The 22,822-nt window shown below is 49.9% G+C and carries 16 protein-coding genes; all 16 read left to right on the top strand.

Annotated features, from left to right (window positions below):
* Window positions 1-18: 18 nt before the first annotated feature.
* The 16 genes from IE156_RS11715 (at window position 19) to IE156_RS11640 (ending at window position 22,810) form a co-directional block, all read left to right on the top strand.
* On the top strand, window positions 19-807 hold the full coding sequence (locus tag IE156_RS11715) for an ABC transporter permease (RefSeq protein ID WP_189392706.1): 789 nt from the start codon (window positions 19-21) through the stop codon (window positions 805-807).
* A complete protein-coding gene (locus IE156_RS11710) occupies window positions 804-1,466 on the top strand; it encodes an ABC transporter ATP-binding protein (RefSeq protein WP_189392705.1) in 663 nt (220 codons plus the stop codon). Before IE156_RS11715 ends, IE156_RS11710 begins: the two co-directional genes overlap by 4 nt.
* Complete coding sequence (locus IE156_RS11705) at window positions 1,463-2,653, top strand: KpsE/RkpR family capsule polysaccharide export protein (protein ID WP_189392704.1); 1,191 nt, start codon at window positions 1,463-1,465, stop codon at window positions 2,651-2,653. The genes IE156_RS11710 and IE156_RS11705 overlap by 4 nt, the downstream gene beginning before the upstream one ends.
* Before the next feature lie 14 nt (window positions 2,654-2,667).
* On the top strand, window positions 2,668-3,486 hold the full coding sequence (locus IE156_RS11700; RefSeq protein WP_189392703.1) for a hypothetical protein: 819 nt from the start codon (window positions 2,668-2,670) through the stop codon (window positions 3,484-3,486).
* A gap of 137 nt (window positions 3,487-3,623) precedes the next feature.
* The gene (gene wecB / locus IE156_RS11695; RefSeq protein ID WP_189392702.1) at window positions 3,624-4,745 is read left to right on the top strand and encodes a non-hydrolyzing UDP-N-acetylglucosamine 2-epimerase; all 1,122 of its coding nucleotides are present in this window, start codon (window positions 3,624-3,626) and stop codon (window positions 4,743-4,745) included.
* A 14-nt stretch (window positions 4,746-4,759) separates the two neighbouring features.
* Window positions 4,760-6,025, top strand: coding sequence for a UDP-N-acetyl-D-mannosamine dehydrogenase (gene wecC / locus IE156_RS11690; protein ID WP_189392701.1), 1,266 nt, complete (start codon window positions 4,760-4,762; stop codon window positions 6,023-6,025).
* Between the two features lie 26 nt (window positions 6,026-6,051).
* Complete coding sequence (locus IE156_RS11685; RefSeq protein WP_189392700.1) at window positions 6,052-9,411, top strand: glycosyltransferase family protein; 3,360 nt, start codon at window positions 6,052-6,054, stop codon at window positions 9,409-9,411.
* Window positions 9,412-9,459: 48 nt separating this feature from the next.
* Window positions 9,460-13,035 (top strand): glycosyltransferase family 4 protein, encoded by a 3,576-nt coding sequence (locus IE156_RS11680; protein WP_189392699.1) that lies wholly within the window; start codon window positions 9,460-9,462, stop codon window positions 13,033-13,035.
* A gap of 44 nt (window positions 13,036-13,079) precedes the next feature.
* Window positions 13,080-14,189, top strand: coding sequence for a glycosyltransferase (locus tag IE156_RS11675; protein WP_189392698.1), 1,110 nt, complete (start codon window positions 13,080-13,082; stop codon window positions 14,187-14,189).
* A 232-nt stretch (window positions 14,190-14,421) separates the two neighbouring features.
* Complete coding sequence (locus tag IE156_RS11670) at window positions 14,422-15,417, top strand: polysaccharide pyruvyl transferase family protein (RefSeq protein WP_189392697.1); 996 nt, start codon at window positions 14,422-14,424, stop codon at window positions 15,415-15,417.
* Window positions 15,418-15,447: 30 nt separating this feature from the next.
* Window positions 15,448-16,896 carry a mannose-1-phosphate guanylyltransferase/mannose-6-phosphate isomerase gene (locus IE156_RS11665; RefSeq protein ID WP_189392696.1) on the top strand — a complete coding sequence of 483 codons (1,449 nt, stop codon included), beginning with the start codon at window positions 15,448-15,450 and terminating at the stop codon, window positions 16,894-16,896.
* Between the two features lie 139 nt (window positions 16,897-17,035).
* Window positions 17,036-17,932: a polysaccharide deacetylase family protein gene (locus IE156_RS11660; RefSeq protein WP_229841254.1), complete on the top strand. Its 897-nt coding sequence runs from the start codon at window positions 17,036-17,038 to the stop codon at window positions 17,930-17,932.
* Window positions 17,933-17,946: 14 nt separating this feature from the next.
* A complete protein-coding gene (locus IE156_RS11655) occupies window positions 17,947-18,909 on the top strand; it encodes a polysaccharide deacetylase family protein (protein WP_229841252.1) in 963 nt (320 codons plus the stop codon).
* A 47-nt stretch (window positions 18,910-18,956) separates the two neighbouring features.
* Entirely contained in the window at window positions 18,957-20,231 is a 1,275-nt protein-coding gene (locus IE156_RS11650; protein ID WP_229841251.1) for a glycosyltransferase family 4 protein, read from the top strand.
* Complete coding sequence (locus IE156_RS11645) at window positions 20,228-21,316, top strand: CgeB family protein (protein WP_189392693.1); 1,089 nt, start codon at window positions 20,228-20,230, stop codon at window positions 21,314-21,316. The genes IE156_RS11650 and IE156_RS11645 overlap by 4 nt, the downstream gene beginning before the upstream one ends.
* A gap of 15 nt (window positions 21,317-21,331) precedes the next feature.
* Window positions 21,332-22,810, top strand: coding sequence for a glycosyltransferase (locus IE156_RS11640; RefSeq protein ID WP_189392692.1), 1,479 nt, complete (start codon window positions 21,332-21,334; stop codon window positions 22,808-22,810).
* The last annotated feature ends 12 nt before the right edge of the window (window positions 22,811-22,822 follow it).

Genomic DNA, 22,822 nt, shown 5'->3' with positions numbered 1-22,822 from the left:
TCTTTAACAGAGGCCAAAATGACTAATCAGGTACGCAGCCCTATGGCCGTCACCTGGTCGGTCTGGCGGGCATTGTTTTTGCGTGAGGCTCTGGATCGTCTGTTTGATATGCGTGCCGCCTGGTTCTGGCTTTTGATGGAGCCGGTGCTGCATATCAGCTTTATTACGTTCATCTTTACCGTCATTCGTCTGCGTACGGTGGGAGGTATTGACGTTACGATCTGGCTGGTAGTCGGTCTGCTATCTTTTTTTATGTTTCGACGTACGTCAGTGCAAGTTATGCACGCAGCAGATAGCAATAAGCCTTTGTTTGCTTATCGGCAAGTCCACCCTTTTGATACTGCCATTGCGCGGGCTTCATTAGAGGCATTTTTGATGACTTTGGTGGCTGCTGTCATTCTGACTGGGGTGGCCTTGCTGGGGCATGAGGTACGACCAGATGACCCTTTGCAGGTTTTTATAGCTGTGTTTGGTTTATGGCTGTTTGGTGTGGGGTATGGGCTGATTGCCTCGGTCTTGATGGCACTGGTTCGGGAGACCGAGCATATTTTGAAAATCATAATGATGCCTTTGTATCTCATTTCGGGCGTCATTATGCCAATTTCTGCTATACCCCAGCCGTTTCGAGAAATGTTGCTGTTCAACCCTTTGGTGCATGGCCTTGAATTTGTGCGACAGGGGTTTTCAAGTTACTACCATATGGTTCCTGGCGTGAGCTTAGAGTATCTCTATGTATGGGGTGTTGTAAGCCTCTTTTTAGGCCTGCTGTTATACCGGCGTTTCACTCAACAGTTGGTGATGAAATGATCATCGTCAATGATGTTTACAAGCGTTATAAGACTGCCCATGGTGTGGGCCGTTGGGTATTAGAGGGTATAAATCTGACCATTCCTCCCAAAGTGAATGTGGGTTTGATTGGTTCCAATGGGGCTGGCAAGTCGACTTTGCTGCGTTTGATCGGTGGGGTCGATCATCCTAATAAGGGCTCCGTGCAACGTTTGTGCCGCGTGTCCTGGCCTATGGGTAATGGAGGCTTGGAGGGCACTTTGACCGGACGTCAGAACGCAAAGTTTGTATGTCGAGTGCATGGACATCAGAAAGATTTAGTCGATCGACTCGCGTTCATCAAGGATTTCTCCGAGTTGGGGCATGCTTTCGAAGAACCTATTTACACCTACTCTTCAGGGATGCGCTCGCGGCTGCAGTTCGCCTTGTCTTTTGCCTTCAACTTTGATGTGTATATCTCGGATGAGGTTACCGCAGCTGGGGACGCCGCTTTCCGTAAAAAGGCAGCTGATGCGTTTAAAACAATGACCGATCGTGCTGGATTGATTATGGTCGCGCACGATAACAAGACTTTAAGACAATTCTGCCAGGCTGGTGTCTGGCTGCATAAAGGAAAAGCGCACTGGTTTGACCAGATTGATGATGCGCTTAATGCCTATAAGGATTCACTTCCAAAATGACGGATACACCCCAAGCCACTATGCAGACTAATAGTGCTCTTTCAGATAGGGCTGAGGCTAAAAAGCCTCCATTTATGGCGCGTGTGCGCTCTTGGTTTTCGTTGCGACTGTTTGATCATGCTGTGCGTGTGATCCTGATTTTGGCGGTTTTGACGACAGTGTATTGGTTGGTCTTTGCCTCCGATCGATACGTATCAGAGGCCAATGTCATTATTCGTAAAACGGACTCGGTAGGAGCCCCCTCTTTTGACTTGGGCATGTTGGTTTCAGGTGTCGCTTCTGTAGATCGGGCTAATCAGCTGTTATTGCGAGATTATCTGTTGTCCGTGGATATGTTGAAGAAGCTGGATAACACTTTGGATTTGCGCACTCATTACAGTTCGTCCGAGCATGATTTGGCCTCCAGAATGTGGTTCCAAGATACTTCAATGGAATGGTTTCATCGACATTACCTGCGTCGAGTAGAGGTGGAGTTTGATGAGTTTTCAGGTGTGCTGCGTATCAAGGTCCAAGCGTATAACCCTGAGGTAGCCCAGGCGATTACTCAACAGTTGGTTCAGGAAGGCGAGCGTTATATGAACGTGTTGGGTCATGAGATGGCCCAGGTTCAGGTTAACTTTCTGGTGACGCAAGTTGACCAGGCTCAGGACCGTTTTCAGAAAGCCAGCCAGGACTTGTTGAACTATCAAAACAAGGCGGGTTTGTTATCGCCCCAAGCTACGGCAGAAAGTATTAATGCCATTGTGGCAGTGTTGGAGGGGCAACGAGCTCAATTACAGACGCAATTGGCATCCCTGCCCAAAACCTTGGACAAAGATCATCCCAATATCTTGATGTTAAAGCAGTCTTTAAAGGCAGTGGATTCCCAGATCAAAGAGGAAAAACTTAAGTTGGCGACCCCTTCAGGCGGAACATTGAATGCTTATGTCGAGGAGTTCTACCGATTGGAAATGAATGTGAAGTTCACTCAGGAGCTTTACAAATCATCTTTGACAGCCCTGGAAAAGGGGCGGATTGATGCAACGCGGATGTTGGAAAAAGTGTCTGTGCTGCAGTCTGCTACCTTGCCTGAATATCCGATGGAGCCGCGCCGTCTGTACAACACTTTGGTCACGCTTTTGTTGGCTTTGATCTTGGCGGGCATTTTGAAACTGCTCAAGAGCATTGTCTTGGATCATGTAGATTGATCGGGGGTGCTTGAATGAGCAAGGTATCTTCGTGTGGTGAGCAAGTGCTGGAGCAGGAGCGTGAGGCACAAATAAAGTTGTTAAGTGATGAAAACCGATTGCTATTCGATCACTTGGAGCTGCTTCAACGCGAGTTGGTGTGCGTGTTAGGCGATGACGGTAACATTTATGCTGCGGTCTCGCATGGGACAGGGGCAAAACCGGCTGTATCGGAGGATGTGCTTGATTATTTGTTTGAAGCTTTAGCTGAAAACATTCGTTGCCAGGCGTTGGTGGAAGTACAAACGCATTTGTTTTTTTTGAAGTCTCAAAGGGCTTTGGAGAATCAGTTGGGAAGAATTCTTATTGATGCTGCAGGCTCAGTAAGTGGCTTTATCTCCGCTCCTGTGTCTTTGTGGCGGGCATGGCGGCAGAACCGGAATACGAGTGCTCCCAAAACGTTGGGAGGCAAGTCGTTTGAGAGAGTTGTACAGGTATACGCTTCAGGTGGGCAAGCAGCAGTTGAGACTTTGTTGAGTCACGTCCCCCTCTCTTTGTCTATACAGGCAAGCGCGTGGACTGCAGTTGCCCGTAGTCAGCTTCAGGTAGATAGCAAGGTTGTTATTAATCTGGCTCGACGAGCCTATGAGTTGGAGCCGCTTCCATTCCGGCAGAAGTGGTTGGCGTTTCGTTTGTATGAGGCCGGGGAGTTACTGGAAGCGGAAGCATTGATAAGCCTGTTGCCTGAGGACATGGTGTTCAGTGAGTCTGAGGAGCAACAAATGCTTAGCCTCAAAAATGCGGCACAACAATATCGTTTTGATCAAGCGCGCCAGATGTACGAGACCACATAAATGGAAGTGGGCTCTGACTGTTGGTTTGGCAACAGAGAGAGCCGCGTCTTGATTTGAACAATTTGTCAGAGTTGGTACAGAGAGTGTATTTGCCAACTCATACGACTTATTTATCTTAGGATTGCAAGGTTTTAAAAATGAAGATTTTGACTGTATTTGGCACACGACCGGAGGCCATCAAAATGGCGCCAGTCGTTAAGGCACTGGCTGCCGACTCAGCGTTTGACGCGCGTGTTTGCGTGACGGGGCAACACCGCCAGATGCTGGATCAGGTGCTGGATATTTTTTCTATCAAACCTGATTTTGATTTGAACCTGATGAAGCCAGGCCAGGATCTCTACGACATTACTAGTAATGTGCTGTTGGGCATGCGTGATGTATACAAGCAATGGCAGCCAGATATGATTCTGGTGCACGGTGATACGACCACTACCATGGCGGCGGCTGTGTCAGCTTACTACGCCAAGGTCAAGGTTGGACACGTAGAGGCTGGCTTGCGTACTCACAATAAGTATTCGCCTTGGCCTGAGGAAATGAATCGTCGCCAGGCAGGCGTACTGGCTGATGTGCACTTTGCGCCCACCGAACAGTCGCAATCTCATTTGTTGCGTGAAGGTGTGGATCCAAAAACGGTGCATATCACTGGCAATACCGTGATTGACGCACTGTTGGATGTGGCAACTCGTGTGCGCCAGGACTCGGAACTGCGCAGCCGCTTTGAGTCGCAATTTTCTTTTATCAATCCAGCCAAGCGATTGGTCCTGGTGACGGGGCATCGTCGCGAGAACTTTGGTTCTGGCTTTGAAAATATCTGCATGGCTTTACGCCAGATTGCCTCTCGAGGTGATGTGCAGGTGGTGTATCCAGTGCACTTGAATCCGAACGTTCAAGAACCAGTACGTCGTATCTTATCGGACGTTTCAGATGTTCATTTGATCGAGCCACTGGATTATTTACCCTTTGTTTACTTGATGGATCGTTGCGATCTTTTGGTAACAGACTCTGGGGGCATTCAGGAAGAAGCACCTTCTTTGGGTAAACCGGTTTTGGTAATGCGGGACACCACCGAGCGCCCTGAGGCCGTAGATGCAGGCACTGTGCGTCTAGTCGGTACAGAAACCCAAGCCATTGTCAGCGCTGCAACACAGTTGCTGGATGACTCGGCTGAGTATGAGCGTATGGCACGAGCACACAATCCGTATGGTGACGGCAAGGCCGCTACCCGTATCGGTGAAATTTTAAAAACTTTGATCTCTTGATTCGGAAGACCAGCATGTTTGAAACTCTATCCATGATCGGCTTGGGCTATATCGGCCTGCCTACCGCAACATTATTTGCCTCTCGCCGCAAAAAGGTTATTGGCGTTGATGTGAACGCTTACGCGGTTGACACGATCAATCAAGGTCGGATTCATATTGTTGAACCTGAGCTGGATATGCTGGTGCAGGCTGCTGTGCATGGTGGTTACTTACGCGCTACGTTGACACCAGAGCCCGCTGATGCATTTCTGATTGCTGTTCCGACCCCTTTCCTGGAAGGCAATAAACCGGACCTGAGTTATATCGCCGACGCAGCCAAAGCGATTGCGCCTGTTTTGGCCAAAGGAAATTTGGTTATTCTGGAATCGACCTCTCCTGTTGGCACTACCGAGCAATTGGCTCAATGGCTGGCCGAGGCCCGTCCCGACCTGCGCTTTCCTCAGCAAGCAGGCGAGGAGGCTGACATTCAGGTGGCCTATTGCCCAGAGCGTGTTTTGCCCGGTCGTGTCGTGCATGAATTGGTTAGCAACGACCGCGTGATTGGTGGCATGACTCAAAAAGCTACCGAGATGTCGATTGAGCTGTACCGGGTTTTTGTGGAAGGTGCCTTGGTGCCAACCAATGCCCGCACTGCTGAAATGTGCAAACTGACAGAGAACAGCTTCCGTGACGTCAACATTGCGTTTGCCAACGAGCTGTCCCTGATTTGCGATCGCTTGAATATTAATGTGTGGGAACTGATCAGCCTGGCTAACCGTCACCCACGCGTTAATATTTTGCAGCCCGGTGCCGGGGTTGGTGGCCATTGCATCGCCGTGGACCCTTGGTTCATCGTGGACAAGACTCCTGAAGAAGCTCGCATTGTTCGCTTGGCTCGTGAGATCAACGATTACAAACCTGAGTGGGTTGTAGAGAAAGTTAAAGCCGCTATTGCTGGTGTGTTGTCGCTGCGTCCTGATGCGTGCATGGCTGACATCAAAGTGGCATGCCTGGGCCTGGCTTTCAAACCCGATATCGATGACTTGCGTGAAAGCCCTGCGGTTGGTGTTGCCAAGAAGATTGCCAGCCTGGGCTGCAAGGTACACGCTGTCGAACCCAATATCAAAGAACTGCCTGCCAAGTTGCAAGGTACTGGTATTGAGTTGTCTGCTCTGGGTAGCGCCATGGCTGATGCCGATGTCGTCTGCGTTCTTGTCAAACATTGTTCATTCATCGAGCAAGTTACTGAAATCCGCAAGCATGCTCAGTGCATCGATGTTGTCGGTCTGTTTGCTGAGTAAATAGCGGGGACGTTGAAAAGGCTGATATGTTGCAATCGAAGGTGAGCAGCGCTGCTCAAGCATTTCGTAATGGTGATTATGCACTCGCTATGGAGATCTATAGCGAGCTGAGTCGCTTGGTGGGCAGAAAGTACTTTGCGGCAAATATGGTTTTGTGTCAGCAGCGCTTGGCCGACCCTGTGGTGCAGGCAGAGTTGCGCGACTTGCCTGCTCAGGATTTACGAGTTGCTGGGGTGATGGATGAATTTACTTTTCATTCTTATGACCCGGAGTGTCAGCTTTTACAACTTCATCCTGAACAGTGCATTGAGCAGCTGGAGAAGTTTCGTCCACATCTGCTTTTTATTGAGTCCGCATGGCATGGATGTGACCAGCTCTGGAAGCTGAAAGTCAGTACTAACGGGCCTGAAATCAATGCTTGTATTGATTGGTGCAAACGCCATGGCGTACCAACGCTGCTTTGGAATAAAGAGGACCCGGTGCATTTTGGCACCTTTATACCTTTGGCCAAACAGGTGGATTACGTATTTACTACGGACATGGATTGCGTTCCCAAATACAAAGCTCATGTTGGACACGACCAGGTGTATTTTTTACCCTTCGCTGCTCAACCCAGAACACATAATCCTGTTGAGGCTTACGATCGAAAAGACGCCTTTAATTTTGCTGGCTCTTATTATTTGCGTTATCCGGAGCGGCAGCGCGATTTTACAAAGTTGATTGAGGCGGTCAAGGGGTTGCGACCCGTTGATATTTATGACCGGAATGCGGATAACGAGCACCCTCATTATCGATTTCCTGATGAATATCGATCCATGATTTTGGGCAAGCTCCCCTTTGCGGAAATAGATCGTGCCTACAAGGGATACCGGTACGGTATCAATATGAACACCATTAAACAGTCGCAGACGATGTTCGCGCGGCGTGTTTATGAATTGCTGGCTTCCAACACGATTGTGGTCTCCAATTTTTCTCGTGGTGCTCGTCTATTGTTTGGGGAGTTGATTGTGTCCTCAGACAATCCATCGCAACTGACGGATCGTTTGCGCGACATTATTGATGACGAGCTTGCGTACCGGAAGCTGCGCCTGCTTGGATTGCGGAAAGTAATGAGTGAGCATACGTATGCTCATCGTTTTGCTTATATTCGTGCCAAGGTCACGGGACAAGCCTTTCAGCTTTATGAGCCTGTGATTGTGCTTCTTGCTCAAGTCCGGAGCGAACAAGATGTTGCACAGGTGAAAGAGGCCTACGCGCGACAAACTTATGCTAATAAAAAACTGTATTTGATTGGTGATTTGGGTCATATGTCTTTGACACATGACCAGGATGTTTTTGTGTATCGTTCGCTGGAAGATGCTGCATTGCAACTTGCGGCTTTGCCACCAGACACCTTGATGGGCGCTTTGCACCCTGATGATTGGTATGGAGATCAGTATTTAACTGATTTGGTATTGGCGAGCACCTACAGTCAATCAGTCGCTTTTGGTAAATCGGTTCGCTATGTCGCCCAAGAGGGACAGGTTTCTTTGTCCACCGGACAGTCCCCCTACCATGCTGTTGATCGCTTATCTGTGCGGGCTGCTTTGGCTCGCTTGTCGGCCTTGCGGGAATTGCCGGATGGATGGGTGGCTTGTTTTGAGCAGGGAGTATTTGTGCTCCCGGATATGTTGGCTCTTGATGAGTTTAACTATATTGAAGCGGGGGCAAACTTATCTGAGAAGGCCCGGGCTCAAGCGGTCGACTTGCCCGTTGCAGATCAGGGTGTTTCATTTCAGACAAAGTTAGCACCGATTGCGGAAGGTTTGCTTGCACAAGAGTTAAACCCTGTCTCCGATGGCGATGAATTACCCCAGTTGACTGGTAGTGAACTCTACGGTTGGTTGCCTTCCAAGGGGGCGGTCCTGCTGTCTGTGCAGGGAGAGCGTTTGCGTCTGACCTCATCCTTGCAGGAGGGGCAATATTCTTACCTGTACGCCAAGGGCACCAGGACTCGAGAGGAGTTGAATTTGGTGTTGAATAGCCAGATTCAATTGCAAGGAAAATACTCGATGGATGTACGCACAGTCTTCGAGTTTCAGGATGAGCATGGTGTAAAGATCTCGCATCAAATGAATCATGCTGGGCAGAAACATTCTTTAGTGATTCCTCCTGAGTGTCAGTATGTGCGTTTTGGTTTGCGTTTTGAGGGGCCGGGTGACGCAACGGTTGATAAGTTGATATTGGGTGGGGCATCGGAACGACCGGCGGTACTGATTAGCAAGTCGCCATATTTGGTTTTAGCCAAGCAGTATCCAGCTTATGACGACCTTTACCGCTATGGGTTTTTGCATAGTCGTGTGCGCTCTTACAAGCGGGCGGGCCAACTCGTTGACATGTACAAGTTTGGACAAGGGGCGGTTGAGTATCGGGAGTTCGAAGGTGTCGACGTCGCGGCCGCAGATGCAGAGTTACTGGATGCAACCCTGGCTTCTGGGCAAATTAGCCATGTTTTGGTTCACATTCTGGATCAGAAAATGTGGAAGGTGCTGGAAAAGTACATAGATCGTGTGAAGGTTACGGTCTGGGCTCATGGTTCGGAAATCCAGGCCTGGTGGAGGCGGGAGTTTGAGTTTGAGTCTATGGCAAACTCCGAAGTGACACGGCAGAAGCGATTGAGTGATCAGCGTCAGGTATTTTGGCGGAGTATTTTTGCGAACCCACCAGCTAACCTACACATGGTGTTTGTATCGTCTTATTTTGCCCAAGAGGTTTTTGAGGATTTGCAGATTGGGTTGTCTGAGGATAAATACAGCGTTATCCATAATCCGATCGATACGCAGATTTTCCGCTATTGCGAGAAAAGTCTTGAGCAAAGAAAGAGGATCCTCTCTATACGTTCCTATGCATCAAGGAAGTATGCAAACGATCTAAGTGTTCAGGCCATTCTGGCACTTTCTGAGAAACCGATTTTCAAACATCTGCAGTTCATGCTGATCGGTGATGGTGCTTTGTTTGAAGAGACGGTAGCACCGGTGGAAAATTTTACGAATGTATGCATTGAGCGCCGGTTTATTACCCATCAAGAAGTGTCAGATATCCAGCAGGAGTATGGCGTCTTTTTGAATCCGACTCGCTGGGATTCACAAGGTGTGTCCAGGGACGAGGCCATGGCCAGTGGCTTGGTTCCTATCAGTAATGCCGTTGCGGCTGTACCTGAGTTTATGGATGAAAACAGTGGATTTCTGGTGGCTGCTGAAGATGCTCAGGGTCTGGCAGATGCGATTGAACGCCTCTATGTTGAGCCAGAGTTATTTGCTCGCTTGTCCGCCAACTCAGCCAAGCGCGCCCGTGAACAAAGTGATGCTGTTTTGATAGCAGAGCGGGAAATGAGTTTGTTTGTGTAGCTGTCTCTATTTTTCTGATTTACGAATTTAATTTTTAATGGTGATGTGATGGGTTGGCGAGAGAATTCTCAGAATTCATATGAAACTTTTGTAGAGAAAATAGAGATTGGTGATCGGCGTATCGATGGTGGCGCTGCTTTTTTCTGCACGCTCAAAGCAAGAGGAGTGCAAAGGGCCAAGCCCCCGGCTTTGATTTCGTTTGAGCTTTTGGATCATACGGGCTCTGTGGTGTCTCGTAGAATTCCAAATTTTAACTATTCAGAGAAATATGGCATTTATCTTTATCTGGGTGGGCGCGGAGAGGACGGAGCCTTATTTTTTGATGGTTTGCAATTGCGGTTCCCTCCAGGGTTCAAACTTGCATCGATCTACTTGCACCGTTGGGGGGCTAAAAAGCTGGCATTGGTTAATCGCCCGCGGCTAGATATTTTTGATATTGAGGTTCAGCCAGCAGTGCCTGAGCCCATCAAGCTGCCAGAGCCTCCTAAACTTGTTGTAGCTGCCCCGGTTCCTGTTCCTGTTGCCGCCCCAGCAGCTCAGGCCCAGCCAGTTTCTGTCTGGGCTAAGAAAATAGATGTCAGCGCTGTCAGGGAGGTTGTTTTATCAACTGATCTAGAACTGTTGCGAGAGTCTAAAGGCGCTCCTTTTGTAGCGGCCATCAGGTTCTGGACTGCGGGTGGTGAAGTGATTCAGGATCCAGGGTCAGATATTGCCTATTCTAAGCAGTTCGGCTCTTATTTTTATTTTGGACCGACACGAACAATAGGCAATGTTCAGGCCAAACGTCGAGTGATAGTTCCACCAAACGCAACCGCACTTTCGGTTGAGCTGTTTCCTTGGGGGCATAGTAATGCTCGTTTCTTGAATGAGCCCAAGTTGGCTGTTGAAGATGCTGTGCGCTTCTTCAAAGGCTCAGAGATTCTTGCAGAGTGTGTCAGTGATGTGCTGGAGGGTGAAGCCTATGATATTGAGTTCGTGGCGGAGTGCGACCAGCCAACGCTGAAGAACTCGATATTGGCTCACCCTAGTTTTTTTGATCAGCAGAACCGTTTTTTGTCCCCAGTTGGGGATGTGCCTGTCTCTAGCAAGGTAGGGGGATATCGCTATTTGCAAGCGACTGAGCTAAAGCAGTCGCCTACGCGTGTGATGCAGACGTCTTTTGTCGCTCCCCCTGGTGCAACACGGCTGGAGTTGAGGGTACTACGTTGGAAGGGTAGTGACGTGTATCGCACAGCGTCGGTGCAGGCTACAAAAATACGAGAACTGGTCAAGGTCGGCGGCTTACAGGGACTTATTGATTTGCCTTCGGGCTCAGGTGATGTCGAACTTGTTGGCCATTTGAAGGCAGTTGGCAAATTGCGCTCTAAAGTGGGGCGTTTGGAAATCAGGTTTTTGGACCGAAACAGCAAGCTGCTTGTTCCAGTGGTTCCTGGCCTGGAAACCGCAAACGACATGGTGGCATATACCCCTGTTGTATGTCGCCAGCTTGATGGTTACATACCGATCAACCTGTTTCTTAAAGTACCGGATTCCGCTGTCAAGATTCAATGGCGTTCTTGGCCGGAGGAAAAGTTGGCGCTGCTGGCTCCGGAAGGGCTCAAGACCAGGCGTATCCCAAAAAATTTTAGTGATTTCCTCAGGGAAGAGAATATCGCTGAGCGCGCGCTTGATTACATTAATTGGCAGGACTATCGAACTATTACGTCGGGAGTGCATGCCAATGGCTTCTACTCCAGCTTGATCAAAAAGAATTTGAACATTGTGGGTGAAGCAGCACTTGGCGTTGATAGCCAGAAATGGATGCGGGTGTCAGGAAAGTTATCACTGCAAGACTTTGCTGGTGACCTGTCACGCCTGATGATCTACCCCATGTACTTTAATCACGATCATGAGTTGATCCAGCAGGGTACTAATACTGGTTGCACGTTGTTAGTTGATCTGGGTTGGGTGCGTTATGCCAGTTCAAACAAGGCTCAGTCGGGTGAGCATGTCTTGAGTGAGTGTTTCTTTGTGCCCCCCGGTGCTGTGAACGCCGTTTTCTATTTGGTTTCCAAGGCCACTGCCGATCAGGTGTCAATCACAGGGTTGAATGTCTCCGGGATCGAACCTGATGAGGTGCTAGTCGGGCAGGATGTATCTTTAATGGATCCAGATCAGGTACGCCAAGGCATGGAACTGGCAGCCTTGACCCGCGACTTACAGTCACGTTGGTTGTTATCAGAGGCTTGGGCGGCGCATCAGAAGAAAGATGCCAAGGCGGCTTTACGGGCTAGTTACCTTGCCAGTGAGTTGAAAGAGCTGGATTTGAATTGGTTGCCGTCTTTGCCTCTGCAGGCGAGATATGAGTCAGATTCTCTGTCGGTCATGCATTTGTTCAAGGTGGTTTATCCAGACGAAAGCTCAGGGGGGGCGGTACGTTCAACAGCTATTGTTGAGGCGCAGGCGCGGCAGGGATTGAAGCCGATTGTATGCATGCCTCTCAACTCTCCGAGGCCAGAGAATGAACTGCCAGCGCAGGATGGCTTGGATATTGTCGAGCGTAACGGTGTGCAGATTTGTTATCCGCATTTTCCAGGGTTAAATCGCAAGCAAATTAAAGTAACTGACCTGTTGAGCCTGGAAACTCAAATATGGAATCAGGCAGCCGCACCCCATCAGGTTAGTTTGATTCATGCTGCCTCAGGTTTTCGTGGCTATGAGAATGCGGTAAAAGGCCTGGCTTTGGCGCGGGCTAATGATTTGCCTTTTGTTTATGAAGTGCGGTCTTTCCATGAACATACTTGGCGCCCGCTGCTGAGTGACCACATGGGAGACAGGCTAACGCAGCAACGAACCCTTCAAGAAGACCGTTGCATGGCTGCGGCCGATGTGGTGGTGACGATTTCCAAAGCCATGATGGTTAATTTGATGGGAAGAGGAGTGCCGAGGGAGCGATTGTTCTTTGTGCCTAATGCGATTGACAAGGCCTTTGAGACGATGTCAGAGCCACAGGAAGTGGCTCAGTTGCGCCATAAGATCGGAGTGCTTAATAAGAAGACAATTGGATATATCTCCAATTTCTCGCAACGTGAAGGCCATAGAGTTTTGTTGGATGCTTTTACAAAACTCCGTAATCAGGGGCTCGATATTCATCTGGTGATTGCCGGTGATGGGCCCGAGTGGAGTCGTATTGCCCAGATGGTGTCAGAGCGACGTCTGGAGCAATATGTTGTGATGCCGGGCAATGTAGACCATTCGGAAATTCGAAATTGGTATCACACAATTGATTTGTTTGTTGTGCCACGTATTGAGGATTTTGCCTCGGATTATGTAACACCACTAAAGCCTTTTGAAGCGATGTCACAGGGTATCCCCGTAATCATGTCTAATCGCCCTGTTACGGCTGAAATAGCAGGAGATCAAGAGGAGCGTGCACGTGTTTTCCCTGCAGGTGATGTGGATGCCTTAGCAGTGCTGATTGCGTCTGAATTGTCGAATCCACAACAAATGAAGTTACGTGCTGATGTTGCTCGCAACTGGGTAATGAGTGAACGAGTTTGGTCAAGTGTAGTGGCGCGGTATGGGGATGTTTATGAGACAGCCCGTCGCTTTCATCGGGATGGCAAGCAAGGGGGTGCCAAGTAATGACAATGCCTATACCACTGATTTCGCAGGATGATGCCCCCCGTGTGTTGGCTGCAGCCTACGGCAAGTACCTTGGGGCTGTTTCAGCGACACAAGCCAATACGCCTTGCCTGTTGCTTGTTATGCCTCCGACCTGGAACAACCGCTACCAAGCGTTGTTGTATGAGCAGGCAGGTTTGCGGCAATACATTCCTGTAGGGATTGGGGACCCGGGGATTTTGAAGCATATTTCTTGGCCGGGCCCTATGGTTTTACATGCTCACTGGTTTAGTGGCTATTTCAACAATAGTCGCGATGAGGTGGAAGCAAGTACTCGCCTGGATGCTTTATGTGAAGATATTTTGAGTTTTCGGGCTCGTACCGGCGCGAAGCTGCTGTGGACGGCTCATAACATTTTTCCGCATGAAAACCGGTTTCCTGCCGTATTTCTGCGTTTGCGCCAATGGGTCTTTGAAAATTTCAACGCCGTTCATGTCATGCAGCAGGAGCATGTGTCCGTTCTTGAGAGTGTGTTTTCCAGGAAGGCGCCTGCGACCTTTGTAGCACCTCACATGTTGTACTCCGGCAGTTACCCTGATGGAGTCAGTGTGGAGGTGGCTCGCCATTATTACGACATCCGGCCAGAGGAGTTTGTATTTGGTTATTTTGGCTCGATTCAACCCTACAAGAACCTTGAGAAATTTCTGTCGGTTTTTGACCAGTTGCAGCAGCAAACACAGCAGCCAGTAACTGCAATTGTGGGTGGTGTCCCTAGTGATGCAGAAACAGTATTGGCATTGAAGCAGCGTTGGGGGATGAATCCTAAGGTACGCTTGCTGATGCGTAATATTCCCGACCATGAGATTCAGTACATCCACCGAGCTTCTAATGTGATGGTCTTGCCATATGGTGAAACCCTGAACTCCGGTGCTGCGTACATGGCAGCGGGCTTCAGGCACCCTGTTATCATGCCGGACGGCATGGCCTCCCGCTCTTTGGAGGGATTGGGTGTAGTGCGTTTTGACAGTGCAGATCCTGATGGTTTGTTGACTGTAATGCTGGAGGTTATGGAAGGCCGAAGAGGGCATTACGATGAGGATGCTTTGGCGCAGGTGCGGGCTGATGCCGTGTCAAGCCGATTTTTTGATGCTTTGGATGCCGTGATTGCCAGATAAGGTTGAGGCATATAGTCGAGCTTTATCGTGATGTGAGTTGGCGGGTCTCGTTTTTGATCAACTAACCGTCATGAGAGTTGCAGATTTTCGTTTCTACACCCTTGCTTTGGTTATGGGTTGAAGATGTCACTATGGTGTTTCTGCTTGATTCAAGTAGCTTGCTTGGCAACCGGGGGCATTAAAAATATTGAAATTCATGAATATGTATTCATGGTTTTTGAGTGAGGGTTACATGAGTAAAAAAATCACAATTGGCCTGGTCGGTTTTTTTGGCTGGGGAAATTTTGGCGATGAGTTGTTTGTTCGTGTCTTTGAGGAGTGGTTAGGTAAGGATTATGAGTTGAAGGTCATGAATGATCTCACTAAAAAACCTTATTTCTCGAAACCCTTGGAGGAACTGGTGGATGAAGTCGATGCTATTGTGATTGGCGGCGGAGACTTGATTATCCCGTGGGCAATGTCCGACTTGTATTGGCGTGAAGAATATTTGAAAAAGCCAGTTTTTATTGTTGGGGTAGGTGTGCCTACTTGGAGTGAAAGTAATCCAAATATTATTGCGAGATATAAAAAATTCCTAACTCATGAAAATGTTAAGCATGTAAATGTTAGGGATATGGAAAGTGCTCAATGGATTAAAGAGAATATTTCACAAGATGTAGATGTTGAACATACAGCAGATATTGTATTTGCTATGAAAATGCCCAAGAAAATAGCAACTGATAAAAAATATTTTGGGATTATTACTAGAGATAGAAAAGGAAACCCAGATAACCTGGAGCAAGTGCATAAGTTGGCAGAAAGGGCGGTGTCTCAAGGGTTTGTGATTAAACATATTATTCTTGGTACAGGGGACGTTGGTGAAAGAGATTTTGCTCGCGCGGAAGACCTTAAGGTGGAAGGAAAGGAGATCGTTTATACCGAATCTCTAGATGTTTTATGTCAAGAGATTTCAACTTGCAAAATAATTGCAAGCATGAAATTTCATGGTACTGTGGTGGCCCTTAATTACGGTATTCCTAGTATTGTATTGTCTGCTACTGACAAAAGCAGAAATCTTATGCGCATGATTGAACGGCAGGAACTCTTGTCGTCTCTGAATGATGAGAGCTTGGCGGATCGTGTTACACCGTTTGTCCCTGTTATTCCATGGACCAGTGTGCGCATGTTGAGGCAGAGAGCAGAAAATACAATGAAAAATCTGTCTAGTGTGATAGCTAAGTTTGCTTGATACCTGAGACGAATTGTTTTGTGGTCTGAAATGAAAGTAACCATTCATCCCGTTATTCTTTCTGGTGGCAGCGGCTCGCGTTTGTGGCCCTTATCACGAGCTAAATATCCTAAACAGTTGTTGTCTCTGATTGAGCAGAAGACAATGCTGCAAGCGACTATAGAGAGAGCCATGAACTTGGCTGATGCGCAAACCCTGGTCAGCGAGCCAGTGCTCGTTTGCAATCAGGAACATCGGTTCATTGTCCGTGAACAAGTGCTTGCGTTGAACCAGTCTCCGGCTGCTTTGTATCTGGAACCTAGCGGACGTAATACAGCTCCCGCTATTGCCTTGGCAGCTTTGCACTTAGCTAGAACTCAGAGCCCTGACGCTTTAATGCTGGTGTTGGCGGCTGATCACAGTATTGAAAATAGTGACGCCTTTGCGGGTGCTGTTCACGAAGCAGCCAGACTTGCGCAAGCTGGTTATCTGGTTACTTTTGGGATTCCTGCCAGCTCCCCAGAAACGGGCTACGGCTACATCAAGGCAGGAGAGTCGCTGTCAGACGGGAGTGGTGTTTCGCATACCGTAGCGCAGTTTGTGGAAAAGCCCGATGTAGCAACGGCCAAGCAGTATTTGGACAGGGGTGACTATTCCTGGAATAGCGGCATGTTTCTGTTTACGGCCGGTCGCTTTCTTGAGGAACTGCAAGAGCATCGTCCTGATATATATGGGGCCGTTGTACAGGCTTGGGATAACCGTTCTGAAGACCTGGACTTTATTCGTCCATCCACTGAAGATTTTCTGGCTTGCCCCTCTGAAAGTATTGACTATGCTGTCATGCAGAAGACTACACGTGCTGCAGTTGTGGCTGTCGATATGGGTTGGAGTGATGTGGGGTCTTGGGATTCTCTTTGGAACATCAGTACTAAAGATGCCGATGGCAACGCAGTGAAGGGCGATGTTTTTGTGAGCGATACGCGCAATAGTTACTTGCGTTCAGAGAGTCGGCAGGTCTCAGTTATCGGTCTGGATGATGTGATCGTTGTGGAGACGCCTGACGCTGTGCTGGTCATGCATAAGGACAAGGCGCAGGACGTTAAAAAGGCTGTTGAGCATTTCGCTCGCAACGACCGCAAGGAGCACATGGAACACCTGCGTGTTTATCGTCCTTGGGGATGGTATGAAGGCATCGATGCAGGCGAGCGATTTCAGGTCAAACGAATTATGGTGAAACCAGGGGAAAAGCTGTCTCTACAGATGCATCACCATAGGGCAGAACATTGGATTGTTGTCAGTGGCACCGCCAAAGTAACATTGGATGATAAAGAGATCTTGCTTGGAGAGAATCAATCCACATACATCTCTCTGGGGCAGACGCATCGTTTAGAGAACCCAGGGAAAATACCGTTACATCTTATCGAAGTGCAGTCAGGATCCTACTTGGGTGAAGATGATATTGTGCGCTTCCAAGATACATATGGAAGAAGTAGTTCTTAAGTTTGGCAGATTTGAGGGCCGACTCTGCTGGTCAGCCTGCAAGCTCGTAGAGAGCAGGTTGATATAGACAGGGGAGTTTGATTTGGCCAAGCGCTATGCGCTATTAACAGTAGATACTGAGGCTTTGCCTAGGCGTGCTATGGACAATCATGTCCAACGCCTAGTCTGGGGCGAGCACCCCACCGGCACTGCTGGAATCCGCGAAATGAGCTCTATTGGTGACGAGTTTGGTGCCAAGCATGTGTTCTTTGTGGACTTATGTGCAACGATTGCGCAGCAGCCTCAGATGTTGGAAGCGGTTCGCTGGTTGGATCAGCAAGGTCAGGATGTGCAACTACATGCCCATCCTGAAACTTTGCCCAAATCTTTCTGGGCCAAACACCGTTTATCTCCCAGCCCCGGCTTGATGAACCAATACAAAGACCAAAACCGTGCCGAATTCGTCTTTCGACACTTTGGCAAGCTGATCTCCGACGTCACAGGCAAACCTATCCTTGCTCATCGTGCAGGCTCTTTCCGCTGGAATGCCATCACAATCCGTGCTTTGCAGGCTGTCGGTATTCCCCTGTCGTTCAACCAGTCCATGCGGGCTGCCTTGTTGAAACGCTGTCCAACAGGTCAGCCTGATTGCTTGCCTTATGCCTGGTCGAACGGAACGATTGAAGTCCCGGTAACAGAGCGGTTTACGCCCGGTGTACCCCATGCCAAACCAGATCGCTGGTCCAGCCTGACGTACCCGGAGTCTTCTTATTTTCAATTTGGTTCGCGGCCTACGACTTTCTGGAGGGATCCGTTGTGGTCCTTGCCCAAGGTTTCGGTGGTGTTGATGCATTCCTGGTCCTTGCTGGATCTGGATGAAAACGGTCACTTCCAGTACACCAACGACCAACTGCTGGAGGGCTACCGCCTTTTCATGCAACGAGTTGTTAAGGACTACGACGTGATCACCACAGCGGATTTTTTAGATCTGCAGGCGCGGGGTAAAATCCGTCTTTCGCGAACAGTTAACTTAGAGCAGGTGAAAACACAGTTATGAGGGATCGCTACGCAATGATTACGGTCGACACAGAGGCGCTACCTAAGCGCGCATCTGACGACCATGTTAATCGTCTGATCTGGGGGCGATTTCCAAAAGGAACGGCCGGGGTGGCCGAGATGTGCAAGATCGGTGACGAGTTCGGTGTGAAGCACGTGTTTTTTACAGACTTGTGCGGGGCTTATTCTCGGCTAGATGAACTTAAAGAGGTTGTTCGCTGGCTCGATGAGCAGGGCCAGGATGTGCAGTTGCATACTCACCCGGAGTATTTGCCCGACAGCTTCTGGAAGGAACATGGGCTGTCCAACCGACCGCAGTACATGAACCAGTACACTGAGCAGGCTAGGGCCGAGTTTGTGTTCCAGCACTTTGCGGATTTGATGTCCGGGGTAACGGGTAAGCCAGTTTTGGCGCATCGTGCAGGGTCGTTCCGCTGGAACGCGGATACCATTCGTGCCTTGAAGGCTGTGGGTATTCCTTTGTCCTTCAATAACTCGGTATGCGCTGTTCACAATGGTCAGTGTATTTACAGTGAGCCCACCAACAATCCTTTTATTTGGTCCAATGGCGTGATTGAAGTGCCTATGACCGAGAAACGGATTTTAGGTAAGGTAGGCAAGCCCGAGTGGTGGGCTCGCCTTACTTACCCAGAGTCCAGCTATTTCCGCTTCCGCCCTTGGTGGGGACAGCTGTTGTTGAATGCGCTGAGCGGCAATCCATCGTTTGCTGTCTTTCTGCTGCACTCCTGGTCTTTGTTGTTCTGGGACGAGAACGGTTTGGGTGAGTATCGGGACGATAGTCGTATGGAAGGCTATCGCAAGCTGCTCTCGCGACTGACTAAAGACTATGACGTGATTACGTCAGCGGAGTTTCTGGATTTGAAGGCCAGAGGCAAGATTGTTGTGCCTGATACGGTGGATCTGTCGCTGGCAGAGCTGCAAGCGGAATCGAAAAATAATACCCAGAAAAAGGCCTAGGGAAAATGTTCTTTAAGTTATGGCGTGGGCTGTTGCGGGAGCCTTGGATGGCTTTGAGCCGACGAGTGACCTTGTTCATCATGCGTCGGCAAACCCGACGTGGTCAGCATCGAGATACACCTTACGAGCCTGTGCCAGGACGTTTGCTGTATGTGCCCGCCAGTTCCTTGCCTTATCACATCAGTGGCTATACCACTCGCACTCATGAAATCATCCGCGCCATGCAGGCGACAGGCGGGGATATTTGCGTGCTGACGCGCCCTGGTTATCCGTGGGACCGTAAAGACAGGTTAGTAGAGGCTGAACAAGAGGAGACTCTTGTAGATGGGGTGAAGTATGCCCACGCGCGCACTCCTTCTAATAAACGACCTGTTATGCAGTTTGCCAAAGAAGCCGCCGTCTCCATCGCCCAAGAGGCCATCAAGCAGCGCGTATCGGTCATTCATGCCGCCTCTAACCACGTCAACGCTTTACCTGCGTTGATCGCCGCTCGCCAGTTGGGTATTCCGTTCCAATACGAAATGCGCGGTTTATGGGAACTGAGCCGTGCTTCCCGTATGCCGGAGTTTCGTGACTCTCAGGGTTTTAAACAAGGTCTGGAGTTGGAAGGTTTGGTGGCCAGCCAAGCGGATCGTCTGTTCGTTATCTCCGAGCAGCTGGGCCGCTATGCCTGCGAGCACTGGGATGTAGACTCAGCCCGCATGGGCCTGATGCCCAACTGTATTGACCCGTCGCGCTTTACGCCAGGTGACGTGCAGGATGTGCAGCCTAACACTATTGTGTATGCCGGCTCTTTGATTGTGTACGAAGGACTGGATGTCCTGATCGATGCTGTGGCGGACTTGATAGGCCGTGGCAAGGATGTGACCCTGACCATTATTGGTGATGGGGAGGCGCGCGCACAGTTGCAAGCCCAGGTGCAAAGCTTGAGTATGGAAAAGCATGTGCTGTTTGCGGGGCGTGTGTCGCCTGAGCAAGCCCGTGCTTTGCAGGCCAAAGCCGCCTTGGTCTGTATTCCACGCCGTCCGTTTGAAGTGTGCCGTATCGTGCCTCCCATTAAGTTGGTCGAGGCGATGGCAATGGGCAAGCCGGTGTTGGTACCGGATTTGCCGGTGTTTCAGGATGAGGTCGGTGCCTGTCGTTCCGTACGCTTTTTCAAGGCGGGTGATGTTCAAGATCTGGCCCGCGTTCTGGATGAAACCTTTCAGGCTGGCCCTGAAGTCTTGGCGCAGGATGGCGCTTTGGCGCGAGAGGAAGCGACTCAACGTCGTAGCTGGGCTGACTTTGTCGTACATGCTTTACCTGTCGAGGCTAACTCATGATCGGCCGTGCAATCCGGGCGTTGGGCGCGCGTGTCTACACCCACCCTACGGTTAGCGAGGACGGGCGGCCCACAGGGTCGTTTGGGCAGCTAAAGGTGGCCCTGGTCTCGGATTACTTCACGGCGGACTGCCTGTCGGCAGAGTGCCAAATTCGCATTCTGAACCCTCGTAATTATGAAGAAGTGATCTCCACCTGGAAACCAGATTTGGTTTTTGTGGAGTCGGTGTTTCATGGCTTGGGTGGAGTGTGGCGTTACGAGCTGGCTAAGCAGTCGCGTTTGATTCGCCTGCGTACACCACGCACGATTTACAAGCTGGTGCAGTTTGCTAAAGATCAGGGCGTGCCCACGGTGTTCTGGAATAAGGACGACGGGGCGTACTTCGAACACTTTATTGATGTGGCCAAGGCTTTTGATTATGTGTTTACTACGGACAGCGATTGCCTGCCGCGTTATCGCGCTCAGGTGGGTCCAGATGTGCCGGTACATACCTTAAGCATGCCGTATCAACCCGCGTTTCATAGCTTCACGGGTTTTGATTTTACGCGCAAGGAAGGGTGTTTTACCGGCAGCTATTATCGACGTATTTTGAGTGAACGCCGTCGCTTTCTGGACATGATCTTCGGGGCCTGTGAGGACTCGCAGATGCAGCTAAATGCCTACGACAGAAATCATGACCGGCTGTCCCGGCACATTGAGTTTCGTTTTCCGCGTTCCACCCATGTGAAGGTTCACGGCCAAGTGCCGCATCGTGAAACAGGGCGTATCTACAAAGAACATGTGATGAGCCTGAACGTGAACTCGGTCACGGACTCGGAAACGATGTGTTCGCGCCGTTTGCTGGAGATTCTGGCCAGCGGGGGCATTGCAGTGACCAACCCAGGTCGCGCAGTGGACCGTTATTTCAGTGATTACTGCCATGTGGTGCACTCCCGTGAGCAGGCCATTGAATTGTTTGCTCGTTTATATCAACAAGGCCCGACAGCGCAGGACTGTGAGCGTGCGGCTGCGGGGGCGGCGTATGTGCGCCAATTTCATACCTGGGAGCATCGCCTCCAGGAGTTGGCTGACGTGGTCGGCTTCTAGGGTGCGCTTGTTTCCATGATTGTGAGCATTTTTGCGTACCTGATTCAGGCGCTATTCGTTTTAGTAGTAGGGGCCTTTGCCTTGTATGTGGTTCTGGAGCTGCGGGTGTTGCTGATCTCGCGGCGGGTGGAACGTCGCAAGTTAAGTGAGCTGGTGCAGTCGACAGTGGCTTTGCAACAGGACTGGTATCCCAAGGTCAGCGTGTTATTGCCGATCTATAACGAAGCGGCAGTCGTGGAGCGCTTGATCGATGCGGCTTGCCGATTGGATTACCCCGTGTCGGCCTTGGAAATTCTGGTGCTGGATGACTCCACGGATAAGACCGCGTTGCTGGCTCAGCATAAGGTGAATCAGTTGGCAAAGCAGGGTGTGCCGATCCGCCGTATTCAGCGAACCGATCGCTCGGGTTACAAGGCGGGGAATCTGGTGCATGGCATTCAGCATTCTCAAGGCGATTTCTTCGCGATTTTTGATGCGGACTTTTTGCCGCCAGCGGATTTTCTGCAAAAGACCATTCCGCCCTTCAAAGATCAGAAGCTGGGTTTTCTGCAGACCGGCATCGGTTACGAGAACCGAGATCATTCCTTTCTGACCCGCTTTCAGGCGATGGAGATGGGCCATCAGCAGTACGTGACGGTGGGCTTGAGCGAAGATGGCGATATGGCCTCTTTAAGCGGTAGCTCCTGTGTCTGGCGGCGCGCTTGCGTAGAGGCATTGGGTGGTTGGAATGCTTCTACCATTACCGAGGACGTAGACCTGGGCTATCGGGCGCAGTTTGGGGAATGGAAATACGCTTATTTGCGTGATGTGGTGTCCATGTCCACCTTACCCGAGAACATTAGCGCCTTCCGTGTGCAGCGAGAGCGCTGGGGGCGGGGGCTCATCCACAGTGCCTTTAAGCACTTGGGGCAGATGTGGCATCAGGACATGCCTTTGATGAAACGCATGCATGCGTTTTCCATGATGTTTTCATCAGTCATGCTGGCATCTATTTATGCCTTAATCTTGTTGAGCCTACCGCTGAACTATTTGCTGGATTTTGATCATGTGGTTTTGCAGTGGGGCGCGCCGCTCTTCTTTTTACTGGTAGCCGTCTGGGCCTTGAATAATGCCTTTGGGGCTCGCAAGGGGGCGCGTTTTGATGACAGGCCCGGCGTACTGGGAACCTTGTGGCATACCTATTTGTATGTCGCCATGTTCCCGCCCATGGCTTGGTATTATTTTGTTGGTGGTGTGCGAGCTGCGTTCAAAGTCTATGGGGAATTTAACCGCACCCCAAAAGGTGAGGGTGAGAAGGCTGCTAGGCAGCCCCGGATCAATCTGTATTTGCTGATCGGTGAAGTGTTCACCTTCCTGTATTCGGCATTGGCCCTGTATGTAGCCATACTCATGGGCAATTACTTGTTGATTCCTTTGAATGCGACGGTTTGCGTAGGCTTTGGCATGGTTTTGTACTGGTCCTTTCAAGAAAGGAGCGCGCGTGAGCGTAGCTGAGCCAGTTGGAGG

The organism is Alcaligenes pakistanensis (genome assembly GCF_014652815.1).
Lineage (GTDB): Bacteria > Pseudomonadota > Gammaproteobacteria > Burkholderiales > Burkholderiaceae_B > Alcaligenes > Alcaligenes pakistanensis.
This window is presented reverse-complemented; position numbering and strand designations above follow the sequence as displayed.